The sequence below is a fragment of the Loktanella sp. PT4BL genome (assembly GCF_003201935.1).
Classification (GTDB): Bacteria; Pseudomonadota; Alphaproteobacteria; order Rhodobacterales; family Rhodobacteraceae; genus Yoonia.
This window is the reverse complement of record NZ_QJJL01000002.1, coordinates 391,688-409,733: the sequence shown is the minus strand read 5'-3', so window position 1 is coordinate 409,733 and position 18,046 is coordinate 391,688. Positions and strand designations below refer to the sequence as shown.

Genomic DNA, 18,046 nt, shown 5'->3' with positions numbered 1-18,046 from the left:
TGTTGCGTATGACTGATCTCGGCAGCGGCCGACGCCGCGGCAAATGGTACTTGCGGCTGGCTGTGCTGGTCGTTTGCCTGTTTGGCGTGATCGTGATCTATGTCTCCAACCAGCTTCTGACACAGCGTTTTACCGAGACCATCAGCAACCGCTCTGATGTGCGGCTGGCGCTCTATGTGACCAACCTGATGAACGAGTTGCAGCGCAATTCGGTTGTACCGCAGCTTTTGTCGCGTGACCCCGATTTGATCAAGGCGCTGGAAGACAAGGATTATTCGCTCTCGACGGCACGGCTTTTGTCTTTCGTGGATGAAATCGGTGCGGCATCTTTGACGCTTTTGGATCGCGACGGGCGCGCAGTGGCCGCAACCGATCGCAACCGGATCGGGACAGACCATCGGCAAAACCCCTATTTTGTAGATGCGTTGCGCAGCAACCAGACCGTTTACACCACATTCCAGCGTGATGAAGGCGGATTTGCCTATATTTACTCTCGGCGTGTTGAATTGGCGGGTACGCTGCTGGGTGTGATTATGGTCGAGGTCAACGGCCAACGGCTTGAAACCGGTTGGGCAGGGGTGTCTGACGCAGTGCTGGTGATGGACAGCGAAGGCACGATCATCATGGCCACCGAACCGCGTTGGCGTGGTTTGAATGAAGAAGAGGCCCTAGCGCGCCAATCCGCGCCCTCGGCCATCGAGCGTGCCATCCGCGCAACCCAAGGCTGGGGTGCCTTGCCGGCTGATGCGTATTTGCGCGGCGAGGCGGTCTTGCGGCGTGAAATGCGGGTGCCGCATCAGGGTTGGCGGATGGTCAGCTATACGACCTATGCTTCGGTGCGCGAGCGGGTGAACGGGATTCTTGCGCTCGAGGTCATGGGATTCGCGATCCTTCTGGCGCTCTTATTCTGGGGCAGTTCACGGCGCACGGCGTCACGTCTGGTTTTCTTCCAGCGCGAGTCAGCAGAGCTTCGCGCATTGAACCGCCGCTTGCAGCGGGAAATCGCCGAGCGCGAGAAGGTCGAGAAGACCTTGCAGGTGGCCGAACAGACCATCGCGCAGTCGTCCAAACTGGCCGCTTTGGGCGAGATGTCGGCAGCCGTGAGCCATGAGTTGAACCAGCCCTTGGCGGCGATGAAAACCTACCTCGCCGGCGCGCGTCTCTTGCTGCAGCGCGACCGCCCCGAAGAGGCGTTGTCATCGTTCCAGCGCATTGATGATCTGCTGGAACGGATGGGGGCGATAACGCGTCAGTTGAAGTCTTATGCCCGTAAGGGCGCGGAGGCGTTTGAGCCAGTAGATACAAGGGCTGCAGTGTCGACGGCGCTGTCTCTGATGGAGCCGCAACTCAAAACGCGGGCGGTCAATATCATCCGCACATTGCCCAACGAACCGGTCATGATTTTGGGCGATCGTCTGCGGCTGGAACAGGTCATTATCAACCTGCTGCGCAACGCGCTGGATGCCACCAAACTATCGGCCAATCCGACCATCGAAATCCTGCTTGCAGCCGGTGATACGGTCAGCCTGCAAATCCGTGACAACGGCGCGGGGATCGACAATCTCGACGAATTATTCGAGCCATTCTACACGACCAAACAACCTGGTGATGGGGTGGGTCTCGGGCTTGCCATCTCCTCCGGGATCGTCAACGACTTGGGCGGGCGCCTGACTGCGCGCAATGCAGTTGATGGCGGGGCTATATTCGAGGTGCAACTGCCGACGTTAAGGCAGGATGTCGCCGCGGCAGAGTAAGGAAAAGACCATGAGCAAAGTCATGAAGATTGCGATTGTCGATGACGAGAAAGATATGCGGCAGTCGATTTCACAGTGGTTGGCACTGTCTGGTTTTGACACCGAAACATTCGCCTCTGCAGAAGAGGCGCTGCGGGGTCTGGGAAACGACTATCCCGGCATTGTTGTCAGCGACATCAAGATGCCGGGGATGGACGGCATGCAGTTTCTCAAAAAGCTCAAGGGCGTTGATAGCTCACTGCCTGTGATCATGATCACAGGCCACGGTGACGTGCCCATGGCGGTTGAGGCAATGCGCATTGGTGCATTCGATTTTCTTGAAAAACCCTTCAACCCCGATCGCATGACCGAACTGGCGAAGAAGGCCACCACTGCACGTCGTTTGACCCTTGATAACCGTGCGCTGCGCCGCGAACTGTCCGATGGCTCCGCGCTGATCAAGAAACTGATCGGCCAGTCGGCCCCTATGGAGCGGCTGAAAGAGGATATCCTCGATCTGGGGCAGGCGGACGGGCATGTGCTGGTCGAGGGTGAGACGGGGACCGGCAAAACGCTTGTCGCCCATGCGCTGCATGCAGTGGGAGCACGGGCCAACAAGAAGTTCGTGCTGCTCAGCTGTTCGGCCTATGACGAAGAGACGCTGGGCCGGATTATCTTTGGGCCTGCCAATGATGACGAACCGATCCCGGCGATGGAAGAAGCGCGCGGTGGCACGCTGGTGCTTGAAGACATCGAGGCGCTGAGCCACTCGTTGCAGGCGCGTTTGCTGACGGCAATCAACAATCAGGGCACACCTGCCGAAACCCGCATCGTTGCGATCTGTAACCTGCAAGAACAGGACCAGACCTGCGAAAGCGTGCTGCGGCCCGACCTCTTTTACCGCCTTGCCGCCTTGCGCATCACAGTGCCGCCCCTGCGCCAGCGCGGCGAGGATATCCTGACGCTCTTTACCCGTCTGGGTGAGCAGTTCGCCGATGAATACGGCTGCGACGCCCCCGAGGTCAGCGCGCAGGAAGCAGCACAGCTTTTGCAGGCCCCATGGCCGGGCAATGTGCGCCAGCTGATCAATGTGGCCGAGCGCGCAGTGCTCCAGAACCGCCGTGGATCGGGGTCGATTGCGTCGCTTTTGATGGCGGACACGGATGAGACCAAACCCGCAATGACCACCGAAGGCAAACCGCTCAAGGAGTTTGTCGAAGCGTTCGAGCGGATGCTAATCGACAATACCATGCGGCGGCACAAGGGGTCGATCGTGGCGGTGATGGACGAGCTTTGCCTGCCGCGCCGGACGCTGAACGAGAAGATGGCGAAGTACGGGCTGCAGCGGTCTGACTATCTTTAGGGCCAAGCTGCGATAAATCCACGATGATTTGAGGCACCCTGCACACAGGCACTTGTGTTGGGGGCCGTTCGTCCCTTATGTATTGGTTACGGATGCTCGCGCGACAGTTGCGCGGTGACAGCCGATAGAGATTCTCTGTTTTTGTTTTTTGACCACACATCAAAACAAGACAGCTGATTTGATCCCCCGGGGTCAGGAGAACGCCACGGTTCGTGCGATAACGCCGACTGGGCCATGAACGGGCCGCGCTTATGCGGGGTCGGAGAAGAAACGCGATGCAAAGCGCGCAAACATGCAGGCAAGATGCAGCCGCCCCAAGGGGCGCTGGCACAGCCCGCGCGCAGATCGCCATAATCAGACATATAACACGGAGCCCGGCACCCCCAGGGGCGCCACCGCGGTTATGTGCGAACGGACAAAATGCCAAAGAAAATGCTAATAGATGCCACACACGCGGAAGAAACCCGCGTTGTTGTGGTCGACGGAAACAAAGTCGAAGAATTTGATTTTGAAAGCCAGTTCAAGCGCCAGCTTGCCGGCAACATCTACCTCGCAAAGGTAACACGGGTTGAACCATCGCTGCAGGCAGCGTTTGTAGACTATGGCGGTAATCGCCATGGTTTTCTTGCGTTCTCGGAGATCCATCCCGATTACTACCAGATCCCGATTGCGGACCGCGAGGCACTGATCGCCGAAGAAAAAGCCTATGCCGAAAGCCTGAAAGCCGAAGCAGAGGCAGAGGACGAAAAGCCAAAACCGACGCGCCGCCGCCGCAGCAGATCGGCCGCGGCAAAAACAGCCAGCGATGACGCGGTCATCACATCCGAGGTGGAAACCGACGAGGAAGAGACATCCGGCGATATCGCGGGCATGGAAACCATTGATCTGGGTGACAGCGAAGAGGGCAGCTCACCTATGGAGCTGGTCGGTGAAACGCCTGTCGATACGCCTGCCGCTGACGAAGACCTCGATGATGACGAGGATGGTGACCGTGCAGACGCAGAGAGCAAAGACGACACCATCGAGAGCGTAGCGGAAGAGGACGACACGGACGAGGTGCGCCCTGTGCGCAAGCCGCGCCCGAAGCGCTATAAAATTCAAGAAGTGATCAAGGTACGTCAAATCCTTTTGATCCAGGTCGTAAAAGAAGAGCGCGGCAATAAGGGTGCGGCGCTGACCACCTACCTTTCGCTGGCTGGCCGCTATTGTGTGCTGATGCCCAACACCGCGCGCGGTGGCGGTATCAGCCGCAAGATCACCAATGCTGCCGACCGCAAGAAGCTGAAAGAAATCGCCAATGACATGACCGTGCCGGAAGGCGCGGGTCTGATCATTCGTACGGCTGGTTCGCAACGCACCAAGGCTGAGATCAAGCGCGATTACGAATACCTGCAACGTATGTGGGAACAGATCCGCGAATTGACGCTGAAATCGACTGCGCCCGCGAAGATCTATGAAGAAGGCGATCTGATCAAACGGTCGATCCGCGATCTCTATTCCAAAGAGATCGACGAAGTAATCGTTGCGGGCGAGGCAGGGTACCGCACGGCCAAGGACTTCATGAAGATGATCATGCCGTCCCATGCCAAAAACGTGAAATACTATGCCGAACAGATGCCGCTTTATGCGCGGTATCAGGTTGAGGGATACCTCAACGGCATGTTCAACCCGACGGTCCAACTGCCGTCTGGCGGCTATATCGTGATCGGGATCACCGAGGCGCTGGTGGCCATCGACGTCAACTCTGGTCGCGCGACCAAAGAAGGCTCGATTGAACAGACCGCGCTGAAGACGAACCTTGAGGCCGCTGATGAGGTTGCGCGCCAGTTGCGCCTGCGCGATCTGGCCGGTCTGATCGTGATCGACTTTATCGACATGGACGAACGTCGCAACAACGCCGCTGTTGAAAAGCGGTTCAAAGACAAGCTCAAGACCGACCGCGCGCGCATTCAGGTGGGCCGGATTTCTGGCTTTGGACTGATGGAAATGTCCCGTCAGCGTCTGCGCCCCGGTATGCTTGAGGCCACAACCCAGATGTGTCCGCATTGTCATGGGACCGGCCTGCTGCGTTCGGACGACAACGTGGCGCTTTCCATCCTGCGCGCACTTGAAGAAGAGGGCGTGCGCGGACGGTCCAAAGAGGTGCTGATCAAGGCGCCGATCTCGATTGCCAACTTCCTGATGAACGGCAAACGCGAACATATCGCCGATATCGAAGCGCGCTATGGCATGTCTGTCCGGATCGAATGTGATCCGACACTCGTGTCGCCTGACTTTGCGATTGAGAAGTTCAAGACAGCCACACGTGTGGTTCCCGATGCTGCGCCGATCGTCGCATCAGCGGTCATGATGGATGATGACGATGTCGTCGCCGATGCAAATATCATCATCGACAGTGACGAAGAAGGCGATACGGGCACGCATACAGGCGATGGTGAAGACAAGCCCAAGCGCAAGCGCCGCAGGCGTCGGCGTCGTCGCAGTGGCAGCGGCAACAACGGTGAGAACCAGAATGGTGATCATCAGAACGGCGATGAGGAAAACGAAGACAACACGGCCGATGCTTCACAGCAGGAGGCAGATGCCGCGCCAACCGAAAACGCACCTGCGCCGGAGGCGAAGCCCAAGCGCACGCGGAGTCGGAGCAAGAAGCCTTTGGAGACTGAAGCTGAGGGCGAAGCGGCACCGGTTGAGGACAAATCTGCCGAGGATGCTGCCAAGGAAAAGCCTGCACCGAAAAAACGGACGACTTCCCGCAAGAAGGCGGATGTGGATTCAGAAGCATCTTCTACTGACGCGGCGCCAGAGGGTGAGGCCGTAGCGGTCGCGGAAAAGCCCAAAAGCCGGAGCCGCGCCAAACCGAAACCAAAGCCGAAGGAAACGGCGCAACCTGCGGCGCAAGAGCCGGCGGTTGAGCCCGCACCTGCGCCCGCTCCGGAGCCTGCTTCTGCGCAGGAAGCTGAACAACCCGCGCCGGAAGCCAAACCGGAACCTGTGCCTGCAACAGCGGAAGAGGGGACGCCGGAGAAGGCAAAGCCCAAGCGCAAGGGGTGGTGGTCGCTCGGCGGCTGATGTCCGCAAGTGTCGTCATCGCAAAAGACTTCGGTTTTTTGGATGCGGCATTTGGAATGCAGAACGCAAAAACTAGATTGGCGCTGTCTGATGGGCAGCGCCTTTTTGCGTCATGGACCAATATATCAGACCGGCCCGCACAAAGGTGCGGTGCTGTCGGTCACATGTACGCAGCCCACGATATCGCCGTTGATCTGACTGAACTGAAACCTGATCAACACATGATCGCCAATGTCGGCACGTGGCTCAGGCTTCTGGCTACGGCCTTACCGCAATCCCCAATCAGGCCTTTTTGATGAAATAAAGCTGCCCGTCGGTCGTGTCTTCTGTCGCAACCAAGGCATGGCCTGCCTCGGCGCAAAAGTGCGGGACGTCTACGATCGCCGCCGGATCATCGGCGAGCATACGCAGCACCTGACCAGATGCCAGAGCTTGCAAGCGTTTACGTGCTTTCAGCACGGGCAGTGGGCACAGCAGCCCTTTGGCATCAAGGTCGGCATCGTATGTCATAGCGTGGAGGTAGGCGCGATGTTTCAATTTGTCCACCAACTTGTGACAACTTGGACCGTGACCTTGTACGAAAGCTCGCTTAAGCAGGGGCAAAGGAAATGAAATGCTCGACACTGCCCTGATTTTTGACGCGGCTTTGCTGCCTGCAATGTTGATCGCCATGCTGGCGGGCATCCTGTCGTTCCTCAGCCCCTGTGTCCTGCCTGTCGTGCCGCCCTATCTTGCATATATGGGCGGTGTGTCGGTCAGCGAAATGGAGGAGACAAGTGCCGCGCGCAAGCGCGTCTTTGTTTCGGCTGTTTTCTTTGTGCTGGGGCTCTCGACCATCTTTCTGCTGTTGGGCCTCGCGTTTTCCACCATGGGGCGGATGCTGTTGCAGGCACAAGACTGGTTTATCGTCGTCTCTGGCGCGATGATCATGATCCTTGGCGCACATTTTATCGGCGTCTATCGGATCGGATTTCTTGACCGCGAATTGCGCGTTGACGCGGGTGACAAAGGTGGTTCAGCTTTCGGCGCCTATCTTTTGGGTCTTGCCTTTGCCTTTGGCTGGACGCCGTGCCTCGGGCCGATCCTTGGCGCAATCCTCAGCCTTGCGGCCTCCGAGGCGGATGTTGGACGCGGGACTGTTCTGTTGGCGGTCTATGCCTTCGGTCTGGGCATTCCTTTCCTGCTTGTCGCGGCGTTCTTTCCGCGCCTCAAAGGGGTCATGGGCTATATGAAGCGCCGTATGGAGCGGATCGAAAAGATTTCGGGCCTGCTGTTGTGGACCGTGGGCCTGATGATGATGACCGGCCAATTCGCCGCCTTCAGCTTCTGGCTGCTTGAGCGGTTCCCCGCGCTTGCCTTGATTGGCTAGGTCCTGACCCTTGGCTCTTATCCTTTCTTGCAGAACCCGCTAACCTGCGGTCGATAAGCCAAGAGGGGCAGGGATGAACGCGCAGGCAGGACAGGTCAGGAAACGGCGGGTATTCCATATCCCCGGCTATGACCCTTTTCATCCACGCCGCTACCGCGAGCTTTACCGGACTGAGGGGGCCGCACAGGCCAAGATCAGCGGCTATGAAATCGGTGTGAAAGCAGAGACATCCGAGACCTCGTTCCGCTGGACCGTCGGTGCACGGATCGCAGGGCAGCCTGTCATGTCTCAAATCGATGTCTTGGTCTGGTCCGACATCGTGCGGGACAGCATGGCGCAATCCATTCCGGCAACCTACCTGCAACTGGTGCAAACCGCATGGACCTATATCAGCACCGGCACGCTGCGCCGTCTGATGTGGATGCGCAAAGGGCCTGTGATCGCAGCGCTTTATCCGGCGGTGATGCTGCTGTCACAACTGGCGCTGGCGATCGGAATCGGATCATGGCTTGGCGGGTTTGTAGAATCTGTCGGGCAGGGCGGTCTTGCCTCGATCGGCTTTCCCGAAGGCGCGGTTTTCACAGGCATTATATGGGGCCTCTGGGCCTTGGGCTGGCTTGTGATGGCGGTGGTCGTGGTGGCGATCCTGCGCTGGTTCAAGGCGCGTGATAACAGGCTTTTTGCCTATTACCTCATGCACGACTACGCCTATTCGGCGCAATTGCGGGGGCAAACACCGCCCGCCCTCGCGGCACGTATGAAAGAGTTCCAAACGCTCATTGCGGCCGCGTTGGCCGAGGATGTGGACGAGGTGCTTGTCGTCGGGCATTCATCGGGCGCGCATCTGGCGGTGTCGATCCTTGCCGATTTGCTGCGTTCTGGGCGGGTGCCCAAGGGTGGGCCTGCCCTGGCGTTTCTGTCACTGGGGCAGGTGGTGCCAATGGTGTCATTCCTGCCACGCGCCCGTGAACTCAGGCGCGATCTGGCGGTCTTGTCCGCCAGCGATAAGCTGACATGGGTTGATGTGTCGGCCCCCGGCGATGGTTGCTGTTTTGCCTTGTGCGATCCGGTGGCGGTGTCGGGCGTTGCCCCTGACAACAAACGCTGGCCTTTGGTGATATCGGCAGCCTTCACCCAAAGCCTGACGCCTGCACGGTGGAAAGCCCTGCGCTGGCGGTTTTTCCGGCTTCATTTCCAGTATCTTTGTGCCTTTGATCGGCCCAAGGATTACGACTATTTCCAGATCACAGCGGGCCCAATGACGCTCGGGGCGCGCTATGCGGGGCGCAAACCGTCAGGGTCTCGGATTGATGTACCTGTGTCCAAATATACCGCGCAGGCATCGTGATGCAGTTGCCGCCCAAACCACCGTCGCGGGCTGAGAAGACATCGCTTTGGCAGTATATGCGTTTGTTCCGCAAGGATATTCTCTCCGCACAGCCTGCCAGGCTTTACCGCGCATGGATGGCCGAATTTCGCACACCCTTCTTTCGCAGCTATCTGGTCAATGATCCCGACCTCGTAAAAGAGGTGCTGGTGCGCAATCCTGATGCCTTTCCAAAGTCGGACCGCATCGGTGCGGGGTTGCGCCCCTTGCTGGGCAACAGTGTCTTTCTGACAAATGGCGAGACGTGGAAACGCCAGCGGCGCATTATCGACCCTGCGTTCGAGGGCGGTCGGTTGCGCGATACCTATCCGGGGATATGTGACGCGGCCGATGCGGGCGTGGCGCGGCTTGCAGGCCTGCCGCCCGATGTGCCGCAAGAGATCGAGGCGATCACCAGCCATATCGCAGCGGATGTGATCTTTCGCACCCTGTTTTCGATCCCGATCGAGGACGAGACCGCGCAAGAGGTGTTTCATGCGTTTCGGGCCTATCAACGCACACAGCCGATCCTGAACCTTGCAGCCTTTGTGCGTGGTCCCGCGTGGATGCCGCGGTTTTTCCGCTCTGAAACGCGGCGTAACGCACGCCACATTCGCGTACTGATAACAAAGCTGACCGAAGACCGGCTTGACCTGATTGCGGCAGGCAAAGCGCCGGATGATCTGGCGACAAAGATCCTCACGACCAAGGACCCCGTGACGGGCGATGTGTTTTCACGAGACGAGATGATTGATCAGGTGGCGATCTTTTTTCTGGCAGGGCATGAGACCAGTGCAGCTGTCCTCGCTTGGGCGCTCTATCTTTTGGCGCTGTACCCTGAATGGCAAGACAAACTGCGCGAGGAGGCCGACAGCTTTGGCGGTGCGTTCGCCGATCTGTCAAAGCTGAAACACACCCGTGATGTGTTCCGCGAAACTCTGCGTCTTTATCCGGCGGTGCCCATGATGGTGCGGGAAGCATCCGAGGCGCAAGAGTTTCGCGGCCGCACAATCAAACGCGGTGCGCAGATTGTCTTGTCGCCTTGGCATCTGCACCGGCACACGCGGCTTTGGGACAATCCGGATGGATTTGATCCCTCACGTTGGGAGACCGAGAACGGCAAATCCTGCGCGCGTGATGCCTATGTCCCGTTTTCGGCTGGGCCGCGCATCTGTTCGGGTGCGGGGTTTGCACTGATCGAAGGGGTCGTGGTTCTGGCGCGTTTGCTAAAGGCCTATGAGTTTACGACGGTTGAAGGACGTATACCTGTTCCCGTCGCGCATCTGACGGTGCGTTCGACGGCAGGTATTTGGCTGCGAATCAGATCGCGCTAGGGATGCATTGTTGCGATTTTGCTTACAAATTGGGCAATTTGGGCGGTTTTGTCGGCAGGTGGTGCAGCGATTATGGCAAAATTATCTGAAGGTTAAGCGCCCGTTTTTGTAATACGCATTTAAAAACAATGCTTTAAGTGATGTTATCTAAATATGGCATTGCAACGGACATTTGCCGTGTTGCCTACATTGTGCCATCCTCGGATAAATAAAGAGTGTGGATTATTTAGGGGGATCGATGTCATGACTATTTCGCTGCCAGGTTCGTCTAGAAAAGGTCTCACAGGCCTGTTCAAGCGCAACACTGAAACTGCTGCAAAGCGTCCGACTGCTAAGAAGCAGCTGGATGGTACGCAAATCGCGAAGCTGTTTGATAAGCAGGCCCGGACGGCAAAGCCGGTCAAGCCAGCGAAGCTGAGCGAAGGCGAGTTGAGTGCAAGTGAACAACTGTCCAGCCTGCGTGGCGCGCTTTACTCGAAGAACTAGTCGTTCGCGAGCGCGCGCTCCAGCACAAAAATCCGTATCGCAGAGGCAAGCCCGAGATCACCTCGGGCTTCATCTATTCTAGCAGCCAGCCCATTGATTGTATCGCCATCCTGTTCTGCATAGCGGCGGAACGCATCCCAGAAGATATCTTCAAGGGATACGCTGGTGCGGTGCCCGCGCAGGGTCAAAGACCGTTTGACAGGGCGCCGGTGATCCATCACTCGTCTTCGAACTTGAGTTGGTCGAGGCGCTTACTGGCGTGCTGAGCGCGGGTGGCGTCCAGTACTTTCTCGGCCTTCGTGCGCCCAAAGCGGACGGCATTTTCGTCCGCTTTGGCCTTCGCCTCGGCCCGCGTTTTCGCCTTGCGCACCTGATTGAGGTTCACAGGCTTCATTTTGGCCCGATCATGTCCTCGGGGCGCACGACCTTGTCAAAGGTCGCTTCATCCACAAAGCCCAGCTTGATCGCTTCTTCTTTCAGCGTCGTGCCGTTCTTATGCGCGGTTTTGGCGACCGTCGTGGCGTTGTCATAGCCGATGGTGGGGGCCAAAGCTGTGACCAGCATCAGCGATTCCCGCATCAGTTTTTCGATCCGTGTCCGGTCGGCGCGGATGCCGACAACGCAGTTATCGGTGAATGTGACGGATGCGTCACCCAAAAGCTGCATGGATTGCAACACGTTATAGGCCATCATTGGTTTCATGACGTTCAGCTCAAAATGCCCCTGAGAGCCTGCAAAGCCAACGGCGGCATCATTGCCCATGACATGCGCGCAAACCTGCGTCAGCGCCTCGACCTGTGTCGGGTTCACCTTGCCAGGCATGATGGATGAGCCGGGCTCATTCTCTGGCAGCATCAACTCGCCCAGACCACAGCGCGGGCCAGAGCCCAGCATGCGGATATCGGCCGCGATCTTGTAAAGGCTGGCAGCGACGGTTTTCAACGCACCCGACATTTCGACAAGCGCGTCATGTGCGGCCAAGGCTTCGAATTTGTTGGGGGCTGTGACGAAGGGCAGGCCGGTGATCCCGGCCATATGCGCGGCGACGGTTTCACCCCAGCCTTTGGGCGTATTCAGGCCCGTGCCCACAGCGGTGCCACCTTGTGCCAGCTCATAAATCGCGGGCAGGGCGGCCTTGATCCGGCGGATGCCCATGGCGACCTGATGGGTGTAACCCGAAAATTCCTGACCCAGTGTCAGTGGCGTGGCATCCATCGTATGTGTGCGGCCGATCTTGATGATATCATCAAATTCCGCCTGTTTTGCCGCCAGAGCCGCGTGGAGCTTCTCGAGACCCGGCAGCAGCACGTCGCGGGCTGTCATCGCCACGGCGATATGCATTGCGGTGGGGAAGGTATCGTTGGACGACTGGCCCATGTTGCAGTGATCATTGGGGTGCACGGGGTCTTTCGATCCGATCACACCGCCGAGCATTTCAATAGCGCGGTTTGACACCACCTCGTTGGCATTCATGTTCGATTGCGTGCCCGATCCCGTCTGCCAGACCACCAGAGGAAAATGATCATCGAGCTTGCCTGCCACCACTTCGGCGGCGGCCGCAATAATCGCATCGGCCAGTGCGGGGTCCAGTTTGCCGCGCTCTTTGTTGGCCATGGCACAGGCCTGTTTGATCACACCCAAACCGCGCACGATGGCAACCGGCTGCTTTTCCCAGCCGATAGGGAAATTCATGATCGAGCGCTGCGTTTGCGCGCCCCAATAGCGGTCGCTGGGAACCTCCAGCGGGCCAAAACTGTCGGTTTCTGTACGTGTATCGGTCATGATGTTCCCCTTAGGCTTTTCGCATCTGACCTATAGGCAGCAGGGGGCGCTTGCGCAATATCGCATCACCGCCAGGGGCGGGTGATTACTTGCGAAATTGATCAAGGCTGACGACTTCGGCCTCTTTGGGCGCTTTGTCATCTTCCGGTTCGACCATTTCGTCCATCGGCGCCTCTGCCACCTCATCGGGGGTGTCGTCTTCGTTTTGCGTCTCAAACCGCAGGCCGAATTCGACGGACGGGTCCACGAAGGTCTTGATCGCATCATAAGGGATGTAAAGAGTCTCGGGGTTATCCCCGAAGTTCAGCGTGATCGTAAAGCCCTCATCGGTGACGTCCAGATTGTCAAACCAGTGCTGGATCACCACGGTCATTTCGCCGGGATAGCGGTCTGACAGCCAATCGGCGATTTCCACGTCAGGGTGCATCGTGTCAAAGGTGATGAAGAAATGGTGCTCACCCGGAAGCCCCTTTTTCTGCACATCCATCAGGACCTCTTGGATCAACCCGCGCATGGCGCGGTGCATCAGATTTCCATAGTCGATCGTCGTCGTCACGGCTGTGCTCTCCTTGCGGTCTGCTCACTAGCATACGGGATTCGATGCGGGTTGAAAGGGGGGCTGTCAGATTGTGCCGCTGATACCTGCCGCACCAAGGCTAAGTGCTGCCGAAATGAGCAAGACAAGCGGCAGCGGCCAGTGACGCCAGAGCAAAAGCAGCCCTGTGATCGCGGCAAGGCCAAGGGCCAGCGGTTGCAGCGTGTTGAGGGCAGGCCAGATGAACTGCAAAGGGCCAAAAAAGACTGTATCAACCTGACTAAAGACCACATGCAGGGCGAACCAGAGCGACAGATTGGCGATGACCCCGACAACCGCCGCTGTAATTGCAGCCAGGGCGCCACGCAGCCGTGGCCGCCCGTCCAGCCAGTCGATCAGGGGCGCGCCCGCGAAGATCCAGATAAAGCAGGGCACAAAGGTGACCCAAAGTGTGAGTATGCCAGCCAGTAACGCCATCGCCGCGCCGCCTTCGGCCATGCCTGCGATCATGCCCACAAATTGCGTCACAAGGATCAGCGGACCCGGCGTTGTTTCCGCCAGTCCCAAAGCATCCATCATCTGGGCAGTGCTAAGCCAGCCAAAGGACACCACGACCTCTTGGGTCATATAGGCAAGCACCGCATAGGCCCCGCCGAAGGTGACCACCGCAAGGGTCGAAAAGAAGATGCCGACATCCAGAAGAAACGCGTTGCCGGAAAGGGCGATCAGGCCAAAGGGTGCCGCCCAGATCAAACCGCCAATGAGCAAGACCGACAGGCTGTTGCGTAAACTGCCGGTACGGATGGTCGGTGTTGTGACGGCACCAGTCTGGCCCAACGCGCCGATCAATGCGGCAAGGGCGATGACCAAGGGAAATGGGAGGGCAAAGAAGAACAGTGCGACAAAGGCCGCAACGGCAAGAAAGAGATGCGCCCGCTTAACCAGCGCCCGCCGCGCGATCTTCAACAGCGCTTCGATAACGATGATCACAACGGTCGCCTTGACGCCCAGAAACAGCGCCTGCACGACGGGCAGGTTGCCGTAAGCGCCATAGGCCAAGGCCAGCACCATGATCACCAGCGCGCCCGGCAACACAAAAAGCCCGCCCCCGATCAGCCCGCCGATCATTCCCTGCCGCTTCCATCCGGCATAGGTGGCCAGCTGCATCGCCTCGGGGCCCGGCAACAACATGCAAAACGACAGCGCGCGCAGGAATTGCTCTTCGCTCAGCCAGTCGCGTTTCTCGACAAGTTCTTTGTGCATCAGGGCAATCTGTGCGGCAGGCCCACCAAAGGACAGCAGGCCGATGCGCCCGAAGACTGTGACGAGCTCAGAGGTCATGCGCGCAGGTCCACCCCTAGCCAAAAATGCGGCTGATCTCGCGCAGGATCTTCGCGCGGATCGTTGCGGGATATTCGCGGTGGGTGCGTGCGGTCATGACAAAGCCGTCGCGGGTAATCACGGCACCGCGGAAAAAATTGGTGATCGCAAGACCCATGGATTCGATGGCTATGCCGTTGATCGTCACACCGGCACGTTCAGCCGCGGTGCGCGCGGCGCGCACATCCGAGCCGCCGTTCGGCGTGCCGTCCCCAGAAATATCAATGACCTTGCGGGCGCAATTCGGCACCTGATCGAAAAGCCGCAGGGAAAAGAAAACTGCTTCGGCTGGCGCGGTATCGGACAGGATGAATGCGCGTTCCATCATCCGCGCCTTCTGGGCGAAACTCTCGACATCCAGGGCGGTGCGCATCTGGGTCCATGGGATTGAGACCGCTTGCCGGTCAACACCGGACCATTGCACGACCGTGAGATAATTTTCCCCGGCCACCATCGTTTCCACAATCTCGGGGTCGCGCAGGGCGTCGGCCAAGCCGTCGGTTTGCAGCCGGTATTCGGCGCTGTCGATTGAATTCGAGACATCCATGGTCAGGATCAGCGCCGTATCGCAAGCCTGTGCTGTGACGGGCAGGGTGGAGATAAGGGACGCAAAGACAAACCGGATCATAGGTGGGATCGTGCGCAGAGCCACCGGTCAATGCAAGTGACAAGATCGCGCAGCGGCCTCAAAAAGGGGGGAAGGTGCAGGTTTCTGTTGCCAGGTACCTGCGGACCCCGCCTATGGTCGCAAAACCATAGGGCTTAAGGTTTCGATATTACGCACAGCTTACGCTGCGAGTGCCATCGGTGCTTTGTTGTCATTTGCAACTAGCTTTATTGTACCGATAACGGTGGTAACTCACCGGGACAAAGCAAAACCCCTTTAGACGTTCGTCGATCCTATTTCGTCCCCATTGCTGCCAAATGAGCAGGTTTTGGTGGAGACGCCGGGTACCGCCCCCGGGTCCGATCCGCTTATTACGAGCGCGTTTATGTCCATAGTCCCGAAGGACGTCCTACACATAGGCCTCAGACACCCGTCCTGCAAGGGGGTGATGCATTGCGCCCGTCCGGATTTGCACCGTAAGATCGGCGCATGTGTAACCTTTATTCTCTCACCACTGCGCAATCCGCGATCGCGGATTTGGTCAATTTGTGGCGCGATGACACAGGCAATTTGCCTGCCTTGACGGGCATTTACCCAGACTATCCCGCACCCGTGATCACGCAGACGCCCGAAGGCCGTGTGATGCAGATGATGCGCTGGGGGATGCCGTCGCCCGCGTTCGTCCTGAAAGGCAAGAAAACCGACAAGGGCGTGACCAATGTGCGCAACACCGCCTCACCCCATTGGCGCCGCTGGCTGGGCCCTGCGCACCGCTGTGTTGTGCCCTTCACCAGCTTTTCGGAATACCAGACCGTGAAGGGCGAAAAGCCCAGAGCCGTCTGGTTTGCGCCCACAGGCCCGCAAAAGACGCTGTTCTTTGCAGGGATCTGGACGGAATGGACCTCGGTCCGGACGCTGAAAGAGGGCGAGACGACCAATAACCTCTTTGCCTTTCTGACTGTGGAGCCCAACAGCGTGGTGGCCCCCATCCACCCCAAAGCCATGCCCGTGATCCTGCGCAGCCCCGAGGCCATGGCCCACTGGCTGGACGCCCCCGTGGAGGCCGCGCTCAAACTGCAAAGGCCCTTCGCGGATGACGGGCTGGAGGTTGTGGAGGGGGCGGTTTAGGGGGCGGTGAGGGTGGACGTTCTTTCCACCTGTCAAAAGGTCGCGCTACAAAGCAAACAGCCGACCTTCATATGATGAACGATGCCGCCATCGCCGCACTCAGACGAGTCAGCCAACCCTATCACATTATAGACAAATTCCTTCTTTTTTGACCAAAATAGAGCGTGATGATTGCAAAGGGAGCAAAGATGGAAAAAGTCACAACTCGGATCAGGAAACCGGAAATTCTCGTTGATATCCTGAACCAACTTGCAGCGGGTGAAAACCAGAACGATGTTTGGCAAACCAGCGTCAAGATCGCGAGGGACATAGGTGCAGATGCGCTGAATGTCATCAGGTACCAAGCGGGTAACCCTATGCCGGTTTGGTTTCGTGTCTCGACACATGAGCGCGGCGGGATGGAAGAATATATCGCCAACGACTACATGAGCGTTGATCCCATCTTGGTCAGCTGGGCAGAAGGCACCATGAAAGATGTCGACCACATCTCGCTGCTTCAGCAGATGGAAGAATTGGAACTGTCAGAGAAAACACGTGAATGCTATGAGCACCTTCTCAAGTATGGACAGTCAGACTACATTACATTTCGCCTGAACGACAATCTTGATGACGGCGCAGAGGTGCTTGTCGTGTTCGCATGTACAGCTACTGTCGCAGAAGAGTTTAAGGTGGGAATTGATCTGCTGGCCGTTATCGCGAACCTGTTTGCGGTCTATAACGGTCCGCCAACGCCGAACCAATCGGTCGGCAAGGTCCCATTACTATACGACTTTCTGACACCTCGGGAGAAGGATATCCTCACCTGCCTTGCAAAGGGTATGAACAATGCGCAAATCGCGCATCACATGGGTATTTCGGAAGTAACCGTGCGGATGCATACGACGAATGCGCGTAAGCGCATGGGTGCGACAACACGCGCTCAGGCCATTGCGCTTGCTTTGGTTCGGAACCTCATTTCAGCGTAACTCCAGAACACCTATCGCTTTCGATAGATTGATCGAAACCAGCCGCCGCCTTTTAGGTGTTTGTGTGGTTGATAGCTCTTCGCCCTAAAGATGATCAGTGCTTGGGAATCCAGGCAAGGCAATGAATTTTGCGCGTCCACAGAAGGTGGCGAAAGGGGCTCTCAAGCATCTGCAGAATAGAAAATGCTATGGAGACCAATGAGAATGAGAATGATGGTAAAGCCGATCGCCGGCGTTTGTATATTAATGCTCGCGGCGTGTGGCGGCGGGAGCGACAATGGCGGCGAGGACCTGATTGTATCGGACGGCCTTTTGCAACTTGAGTATCCGGCAGACATCGCGGAGCAGTTGGCAGGAACACCTTTTCTTGAGACTTTCAACAATCTTGAACGCGTGAATGAGACCGGGTTGGTAGACGCGGCGCCCACAGGAGACTCTATCTATAGCGGTACATTCGGTTTCCAACTGGATGATGCAGGTGCTCTGATTACTGGTGATTCGACGCTTACCGTAAACGGCGCTTCGACGAGTGTTGAAGCTGTGTTCGTGCCAACCGCAGTGACTGGCGGCCCGAACGATCCGACAGGGATTTCGGGTGAATTCAGGGGAGACACAGTTCTTGGAGCTGTAGAAGCCGGCTATTACTCTGGCGGTCTGAGCGGAGACATTATTGTTGAATATGGCGCAGACCCCAGCCAGACCTTTGATATCAGTGCGGACCTTCAGGGTGTGTTTGCGCAGGGTGGTGAAACCATTGGCAGCTTTGAAGGCCGGCTTGACTCTGATGCAACCATCGGAACGGACGCGCCCCTCGATACCTTTGGCGGTCTTTACTACGCTGTGGACTGAGCATAGCTCGCCGATCCGCTCTGGTGTGGGATTGCTGTAAACACGGAGAGAGCATCTTGGACACACGTAGAAGAGAG

17 protein-coding genes and 1 other RNA gene are annotated in these 18,046 nt (G+C 57.8%); 10 read left to right on the top strand and 8 right to left on the bottom strand.

Annotated elements, in window-relative coordinates:
- Positions 1 to 8: 8 nt before the first annotated feature.
- From C7964_RS06935 to C7964_RS06925, 3 genes are all read left to right on the top strand, one after another.
- A complete protein-coding gene (locus tag C7964_RS06935) occupies positions 9 to 1,754 on the top strand; it encodes a sensor histidine kinase (protein WP_110278941.1) in 1,746 nt (581 codons plus the stop codon).
- Positions 1,755 to 1,764: 10 nt separating this feature from the next.
- Positions 1,765 to 3,096: a sigma-54-dependent transcriptional regulator gene (locus C7964_RS06930; protein ID WP_110278940.1), complete on the top strand. Its 1,332-nt coding sequence runs from the start codon at positions 1,765 to 1,767 to the stop codon at positions 3,094 to 3,096.
- Between the two features lie 420 nt (positions 3,097 to 3,516).
- The gene (locus C7964_RS06925) at positions 3,517 to 6,168 is read left to right on the top strand and encodes an Rne/Rng family ribonuclease (protein ID WP_110278939.1); all 2,652 of its coding nucleotides are present in this window, start codon (positions 3,517 to 3,519) and stop codon (positions 6,166 to 6,168) included.
- A gap of 282 nt (positions 6,169 to 6,450) precedes the next feature.
- On the opposite strand, the gene C7964_RS06915 is transcribed toward C7964_RS06925, so the two are convergent.
- A complete protein-coding gene (locus C7964_RS06915; protein WP_110278937.1) occupies positions 6,451 to 6,678 on the bottom strand; it encodes a sulfurtransferase TusA family protein in 228 nt (75 codons plus the stop codon).
- Between the two features lie 103 nt (positions 6,679 to 6,781).
- On the opposite strand from C7964_RS06915, the gene C7964_RS06910 reads away from it, so the two are divergent.
- The 4 genes from C7964_RS06910 (at position 6,782) to C7964_RS06895 (ending at position 10,723) form a co-directional block, all read left to right on the top strand.
- Positions 6,782 to 7,537 carry a cytochrome c biogenesis CcdA family protein gene (locus C7964_RS06910; RefSeq protein ID WP_110278936.1) on the top strand — a complete coding sequence of 252 codons (756 nt, stop codon included), beginning with the start codon at positions 6,782 to 6,784 and terminating at the stop codon, positions 7,535 to 7,537.
- 73 nt (positions 7,538 to 7,610) lie between these two features.
- Positions 7,611 to 8,885, top strand: a complete 1,275-nt coding sequence (locus C7964_RS06905) for a hypothetical protein (RefSeq protein WP_110278935.1) — start codon at positions 7,611 to 7,613, stop codon at positions 8,883 to 8,885.
- Positions 8,885 to 10,237, top strand: a complete 1,353-nt coding sequence (locus tag C7964_RS06900; protein ID WP_181417126.1) for a cytochrome P450 — start codon at positions 8,885 to 8,887, stop codon at positions 10,235 to 10,237. The genes C7964_RS06905 and C7964_RS06900 overlap by 1 nt, the downstream gene beginning before the upstream one ends.
- 243 nt (positions 10,238 to 10,480) lie before the next feature.
- The gene (locus C7964_RS06895) at positions 10,481 to 10,723 is read left to right on the top strand and encodes a hypothetical protein (RefSeq protein ID WP_110278934.1); all 243 of its coding nucleotides are present in this window, start codon (positions 10,481 to 10,483) and stop codon (positions 10,721 to 10,723) included.
- Here the strand turns inward: C7964_RS06895 and C7964_RS06890 are convergent.
- The 7 genes from C7964_RS06890 to ssrA all read right to left on the bottom strand — a co-directional run bounded on the left by C7964_RS06890 (position 10,720) and on the right by ssrA (position 15,472).
- Positions 10,720 to 10,941, bottom strand: coding sequence for a ribbon-helix-helix domain-containing protein (locus C7964_RS06890; protein WP_110278933.1), 222 nt, complete (start codon positions 10,939 to 10,941; stop codon positions 10,720 to 10,722). The two genes, C7964_RS06895 and C7964_RS06890, sit on opposite strands and share 4 nt — an antisense overlap.
- Positions 10,941 to 11,117, bottom strand: a complete 177-nt coding sequence (locus C7964_RS06885; protein ID WP_110278932.1) for a DUF4169 family protein — start codon at positions 11,115 to 11,117, stop codon at positions 10,941 to 10,943. Before C7964_RS06885 ends, C7964_RS06890 begins: the two co-directional genes overlap by 1 nt.
- Complete coding sequence (gene fumC, locus C7964_RS06880; protein WP_110278931.1) at positions 11,114 to 12,505, bottom strand: class II fumarate hydratase; 1,392 nt, start codon at positions 12,503 to 12,505, stop codon at positions 11,114 to 11,116. The genes C7964_RS06885 and fumC overlap by 4 nt, the downstream gene beginning before the upstream one ends.
- An 85-nt stretch (positions 12,506 to 12,590) precedes the next feature.
- Positions 12,591 to 13,061: an SspB family protein gene (locus tag C7964_RS06875; RefSeq protein WP_110278930.1), complete on the bottom strand. Its 471-nt coding sequence runs from the start codon at positions 13,059 to 13,061 to the stop codon at positions 12,591 to 12,593.
- A gap of 66 nt (positions 13,062 to 13,127) precedes the next feature.
- The gene (gene chrA, locus C7964_RS06870; RefSeq protein ID WP_110278929.1) at positions 13,128 to 14,381 is read right to left on the bottom strand and encodes a chromate efflux transporter; all 1,254 of its coding nucleotides are present in this window, start codon (positions 14,379 to 14,381) and stop codon (positions 13,128 to 13,130) included.
- A 16-nt stretch (positions 14,382 to 14,397) separates the two neighbouring features.
- Complete coding sequence (locus C7964_RS06865) at positions 14,398 to 15,048, bottom strand: DUF1194 domain-containing protein (protein ID WP_110278928.1); 651 nt, start codon at positions 15,046 to 15,048, stop codon at positions 14,398 to 14,400.
- 73 nt (positions 15,049 to 15,121) lie between these two features.
- Positions 15,122 to 15,472: a transfer-messenger RNA gene (gene ssrA / locus C7964_RS06860) on the bottom strand.
- A gap of 44 nt (positions 15,473 to 15,516) precedes the next feature.
- Here ssrA and C7964_RS06855 point away from each other — a divergent pair.
- From C7964_RS06855 to C7964_RS06845, 3 genes are all read left to right on the top strand, one after another.
- Positions 15,517 to 16,155, top strand: coding sequence for an SOS response-associated peptidase (locus tag C7964_RS06855; RefSeq protein ID WP_110278927.1), 639 nt, complete (start codon positions 15,517 to 15,519; stop codon positions 16,153 to 16,155).
- Positions 16,156 to 16,343: 188 nt separating this feature from the next.
- Positions 16,344 to 17,120 carry a helix-turn-helix domain-containing protein gene (locus C7964_RS06850; RefSeq protein WP_181417125.1) on the top strand — a complete coding sequence of 259 codons (777 nt, stop codon included), beginning with the start codon at positions 16,344 to 16,346 and terminating at the stop codon, positions 17,118 to 17,120.
- Positions 17,121 to 17,330: 210 nt separating this feature from the next.
- Complete coding sequence (locus tag C7964_RS06845) at positions 17,331 to 17,969, top strand: hypothetical protein (RefSeq protein WP_146214831.1); 639 nt, start codon at positions 17,331 to 17,333, stop codon at positions 17,967 to 17,969.
- Positions 17,970 to 18,046 lie beyond the last annotated feature (77 nt).